The organism is Micromonospora sp. NPDC051296, assembly GCF_040682255.1.
GTDB classification, from domain to species: Bacteria; Actinomycetota; Actinomycetes; order Mycobacteriales; family Micromonosporaceae; genus Micromonospora; species Micromonospora craterilacus.
This window is the reverse complement of record NZ_JBFBAO010000434.1, coordinates 1-5,187: the sequence shown is the minus strand read 5'-3', so window position 1 is coordinate 5,187 and position 5,187 is coordinate 1. Positions and strand designations below refer to the sequence as shown.

Sequence of the window (5,187 nt, the reverse complement as noted above, 5' to 3'; positions counted from 1 at the left end):
CTTCTACGACCAGAACGAACAGCTCCAGATGGAGGGTGGCCCCAGGGTCGCCTTCGACTACGCGGTCAAGGCGGCCGACGCCGGGCTCTCCGCGAACCTCACCAGCTTCCAGGCCGACTGGGACAAGGGCTTCACCAGCGGGGCGTTCGCGGTGCTCGCCTGCCCGGCCTGGATGCTCGGGCACATCCAGAACACCGCCCCCGGCACCAAGGGCAAGTGGGACATCGCCGCGGTACCCGGCGGTGGCGGTAACTGGGGCGGCTCCTTCCTCACCATCCCCAAGCAGGGCAAGAACGTCGACGAGGCGTACAAGTTCCTGGAGTGGCTGATCCAGCCGGAGCAGCAGATCGAGGTCTTCAAGACGGTCGGCAACCTGCCCTCGCAGCCGGGGCTCTACACCGACCCCGCGATCGCGGACTTCAAGAACGACTTCTTCAACGCCGCGCCGGTCGGCCAGATCTTCCCGAAGATGGCGGAGGGCCTGACGCCGCAGTACCTGGGCAAGAAGAACGGTCCGACCCGGGTCGCCGTGGAGAACGTGATCAACCGGGTGCAGAACGGCACGCTCAAGTCGGACGCGGCCTGGGCCGAGGCGGTCAAGGAAGCCGAGAAGGCCAGCAAGTAGCGCGTACGGGGTGGCGCGGGTACGCCGGTGCCCGCGCCGCCCCCGGCCTCGGCGTCCGCCCCCGTCTCCCGTCCCTGGAGTGTCCCCATGTCCACCACGCGCGCGGCCCCCGAACCGGTCACCCGGCGCCCCCGGTCCGCCCCGAGCCGGCGGTCGACCTGGCGTGACCGACTGCACCGTTTCGACGTGCGGTACATGCCGTACCTGATGATCGCCCCTTTCTTCCTGCTCTTCTTCGTCTTCGGGCTCTTCCCGATGATCTTCAACGGGGTGGTGGCGCTGCGCCACTGGCGCTTGGACGACCCGGACCTGACCGGCTGGGCCGGCACGGAGAACTTCCGTCGGCTGTTCACCGACGGCGACTTCGGCAACGCGCTCTACAACACCTTCGGCATCTTCCTGCTCTCCACCGTCCCGCAGCTGCTGCTCGCGCTGATCATCGCGTCGATGCTGAACCGCCGGCTGCGTGCGCAGAGCTGGTGGCGGGTCAGCGCCCTGCTGCCGTACATCACCCCGATCACCGCGTCCACGCTGGTCTTCAACGTCTTCTTCTCCCGCGACTTCGGGATGGCGAACTGGGCACTCGGCCTGATCGGCATCGGCACCGAAAACCCGATCGACTGGCGGGCGGACAAACTGCACTCCTGGATCGCCATCGCCACCATGGTCAACTGGAAGTGGATCGGCTACAACGCCCTGCTGTACCTGGCCGCGATGCAGTCCATCCCGCGCGACGTCTACGAGGCGTCGGCGCTCGACGGGGCCGGCCCGTGGCGCCAACTCTGGCGGATCACCGTGCCGATGATCCGCCCGGTGGTGATCTTCACCGTGGTGCTGTCCACCATCGGCGGGCTCCAACTGTTCACCGAGCCGATGCTCTTCGACCTCAACGCGCAGACCGCCCGGGGCGGTGCCGGCGGTGAGTGGCAGACCGTCGCGCAGCTGATCTACAAGGTGGGCTGGAAGGACCTCAACCTCGGCTACGCCGCCGCGATGTCCTGGGCGTTGTTCCTCATCATCCTCGTGGTCGCCGCGCTGAACACCCTGTTGACCAACCGTCTGTCGGGGGGACGCAAATGAGCCTTCTGGAGCGACCCCGGAAAGCCGCGCCGGTGTCGCGCGAGGGACGGCGACACGCCGTCCTGCTGGGCCGCGCCCCGCAGGACACCCCGGCGGGGGTCTGGACCTACCTGTTCCTGTCGGCGACCGCACTGTTCGCGGCGTTCCCGCTCTACTGGATGTTCGTCATCTCGACCAGCAGCGACGAGGCGACCTCGAAGTTGCCACCGGCGGTGGTCCCGGGTGACCAGTTCCTGGTGAACCTGGACGAGGTCTTCTCCCTCCAGGACGTCTACTTCGCCGCCTCCCTGGTGAACAGCGTCATCGTCGCCACCGTGGTGACCGTCTCGGTGCTGTTCTTCTGCTCGCTGGCCGGGTTCGCCTTCGCGAAGCTGCGCTTCCGGGGCAGCCGGGCGTTGCTGCTCTTCGTGATCCTCACCCTCACCGTGCCCAATCAGCTCGGCGTGGTGGCGCTCTACATCGTGATGGGCAAGCTGGGCTGGAACGGCACCCTGCTGGCGGTGATCGTGCCCGGCCTGGTCACCGCGTTCGGGGTGTTCTACATGCGACAGTTCATCGTCAACACGGTGCCCGACGAGCTGGTCGAGTCGGCCCGGGTCGACGGCGCCACCACCATGCGGGTCTACTGGAACATCGTCCTGCCGGCCGTACGCCCGGCGCTGGCGGTGCTCGGCCTGCTGACCTTCGTGGCCACCTGGAACGACTTCCAGTGGCCCCTGATCACGTTGAACGGCACCGACTACCCCACCTCGATGGTGGCCATCTCCGACCTGGCCAGCGGCAACTACGTCATCTACCGGCGGGTGCTGGCCGGCGCGTTCGTGGCCACGGTGCCACTGTTGATCATGCTCGTCATCGGCGGTCGGCAGATCGTCCGCGGAATCATGGAAGGCGCGGTGAAGTCTTGAGCGACGCACGGGGGGCCGGTCCGCACCGGCAGGCGCTGCACGACGGCTGGACCCTGCGGGCGGTGTCCGGCCCCCAGGCCCCGCCCGAGGTCGACGGCCGGGCGGTGCCGGCCACCGTCCCCGGCTGCGTGCACACCGACCTGCTCGCGGCCGGCCTGATCCCGGACCCGTACCTGGACGACAACGAGACCGCGCTGGGCTGGATCGGGCACACCGACTGGGTGTACGAAACCACCTTCGACCGGCCGGCCGGCGACCACCAGCGCCTCGACCTGGTCTGCGCCGGGCTGGACACCGTCGCCACCGTCACCGTCAACGGCGTCGAGGTCGGCCGGACCGAGAACATGCACCGCGGCCACCGCTTCGACGTCACGTCGCTGCTCCGAACCGAGGGCAACACCCTGGCCGTACGCTTCGACTCCGCCTACCGGTACGCCGAGGCACACCGTGACCGGCTCGGTGACCGGCCCAACTCGTACCCGGAGCCGTTCCAGTTCATCCGCAAGATGGCCTGCAACTTCGGCTGGGACTGGGGCCCCACGCTGGTCACCGCGGGCATCTGGCAGGAGATCGGCCTGCACGGCTGGTCGACCGCCCGGCTCGCCACGGTCCGCCCGCTGGTGACCGTCGTCGGCGGCGACGGGCGGGTGGCGGTGCACGTCGAGGTGGACCGCGCCGCCGACCTGCCACTCACCGTGCGGGCCCGGGTGGCGGGGGAGACCGCCGAGGTGACCATCCCGGCCGGGGAACGGGCGGCCGAGCTGACCCTCACCGTCACCGAACCCGAGCTGTGGTGGCCCCGAGGCTACGGCGCGCAGCCCCGTTACGAGCTGGCGGTGACGCTGCACGGGCCCGACGGCGACACCCTCGACGAGTGGCACCGGCGGATCGGTTTTCGCACGGTGCGCCTGGACACCACGCCCGACGCCCAGGGCGCCCCGTTCGCCCTGCACGTCAACGAGGTGCCGGTCTTCGTCCGCGGGGTGAACTGGATTCCCGACGACGCCTTTCCCACCCGGGTCACCCGGGAACGCCTGGCGCACCGCTTCGACCAGGCCGAAGGCGCGAACGTCAACCTGCTGCGGATCTGGGGCGGCGGCCGGTACGAGTCGGCGGACTTCTACGACCTGGCCGACGAGCGTGGCCTGCTGGTGCAGCAGGACTTCCTCTTCGCCTGTGCCGCGTACCCGGAGGAGGAGCCGTTCGGCACCGAGGTGGCCGCCGAGGCCGCCGAGCAGATCGTGCGGCTGGCCAGCCACCCGTCACTGGTGCTGTGGACCGGCAACAACGAGAACATCTGGGGCTGGCACGACTGGGACTGGCAGGAACCGCTGGCCGGGCGCAGTTGGGGGCGCGGCTACTACCTGGAACTGCTGCCCCGGCTCGTCGCCGAGCTGGATCCGACCCGCCCGTACTGGCCGGGCAGCCCGTACTCCGGCAGCGAGGAGATCCACCCCAACGACCCGGCGTACGGCACCACGCACATCTGGGACGTGTGGAACACCGACGACTACGCGAAGTACCGCGAGTACGTACCCCGGTTCGTGGCCGAGTTCGGCTATCAGGCGCCGCCCGCGTACGCGACCCTGCGCCGGGCGCTGTCCGACGAGCCGTTGACGCACGACTCGCCCGGCATGGCGCACCACCAGAAGGCAGCGGACGGTGACCTGAAGCTGCGCCGAGGGCTGACGGCGCACCTGCCCGTGCCCCGCGACTTCGACGACTGGCACTACCTGACCCAGCTCAACCAGGCCCGCGCCATCCAGTTCGGGGTGGAACACTTCCGTTCCCACCGGGGCGTGTGCATGGGCACCATCGTCTGGCAGCTCAACGACTGCTGGCCGGTCACCTCGTGGGCAGCGGTCGACGGCGACGGCCGGCGCAAGCCGCTGTGGTACGCGCTGCGCCGGGCGTACGCCGACCGGCTGCTCACCGTCCAGCCCCGCGACGGCGGCCTGGCCCTGGTGGCGGTCAACGACGGCGGGCAGCCGTGGCGGGCCTCGGCGACGGTCACCCGGCTCACCGTGGCCGGCGATCCGCGGGCGAAGACCACGCTGGAGCTGGATGTGCCCGCGTACGCGACGGTGACGCTGCCGCTGGCGGCGGAGCTGACCCGGCCCGACGAGGCCCAAGCCGAGCTGCTGGTTGCCGAAGCCGGCGACCGGGCCGGACGGGCATTGTGGTTCTTCGCCGAGGACCGCGAGATCGACTGGCCGTCGGCGGCCTTCGACGCCGTGGTCGAACCGACCTACGGCGCCCAGCAGGTACGCGTCACCGCCCGCACCATCCTGCGCGACCTGACCCTCTATCCGGACCGCCTGCACCCCTCCGCCCAGGCCGACGACGCCCTACGCACACTCCTGCCGGGTGAGTCGGCGATCTTCACCGTGCGCTCCGAGACACCCCTCGACCCCACCGCTCTCACCACCCACCCGGTGCTCCGCTGCGTCAACGACTGAAAGGAGGGGCCCCTTCTTAAACGGCCTTGAACGCCCGGGCGAACGCCTCGGCCGAGCCGTACCCCCAGCGGACCGCGACGTCGAGCAGCGTCCGCTCCCCCGCGACCACCTCCGC

General features: G+C 69.9%; 4 protein-coding genes and 1 pseudogene. 4 read left to right on the top strand and 1 reads right to left on the bottom strand.

The genetic code is table 11. The features are described from left to right. From AB0M52_RS30070 to AB0M52_RS30055, 4 genes are all read left to right on the top strand, one after another. Positions 1-625: extracellular solute-binding protein (locus AB0M52_RS30070; RefSeq protein ID WP_363960735.1), on the top strand; the 625-nt coding region annotated here is incomplete at its 5' end. An 87-nt stretch (positions 626-712) separates the two neighbouring features. Next, the gene (locus AB0M52_RS30065) at positions 713-1,705 is read left to right on the top strand and encodes a sugar ABC transporter permease (RefSeq protein ID WP_363960733.1); all 993 of its coding nucleotides are present in this window, start codon (positions 713-715) and stop codon (positions 1,703-1,705) included. Further along, positions 1,702-2,613: a carbohydrate ABC transporter permease gene (locus AB0M52_RS30060; protein ID WP_363960731.1), complete on the top strand. Its 912-nt coding sequence runs from the start codon at positions 1,702-1,704 to the stop codon at positions 2,611-2,613. The genes AB0M52_RS30065 and AB0M52_RS30060 overlap by 4 nt, the downstream gene beginning before the upstream one ends. Then, positions 2,610-5,072, top strand: coding sequence for a glycoside hydrolase family 2 protein (locus AB0M52_RS30055; protein ID WP_363960729.1), 2,463 nt, complete (start codon positions 2,610-2,612; stop codon positions 5,070-5,072). The genes AB0M52_RS30060 and AB0M52_RS30055 overlap by 4 nt, the downstream gene beginning before the upstream one ends. 19 nt (positions 5,073-5,091) lie before the next feature. On the opposite strand, the pseudogene AB0M52_RS30050 reads toward AB0M52_RS30055, so the two are convergent. Further along, positions 5,092-5,187, bottom strand: a pseudogene (locus AB0M52_RS30050) (AraC family transcriptional regulator); the annotation flags it as partial.

Excerpts from the sequence above, each read along its gene's own strand:
- AB0M52_RS30065 (WP_363960733.1), top strand. The coding sequence starts at position 713 with ATGTCCACCACGCGCGCGGCCCCCGAACCGGTCACCCGGCGCCCCCGG.
- AB0M52_RS30060 (WP_363960731.1), top strand. The coding sequence starts at position 1,702 with ATGAGCCTTCTGGAGCGACCCCGGAAAGCCGCGCCGGTGTCGCGCGAG.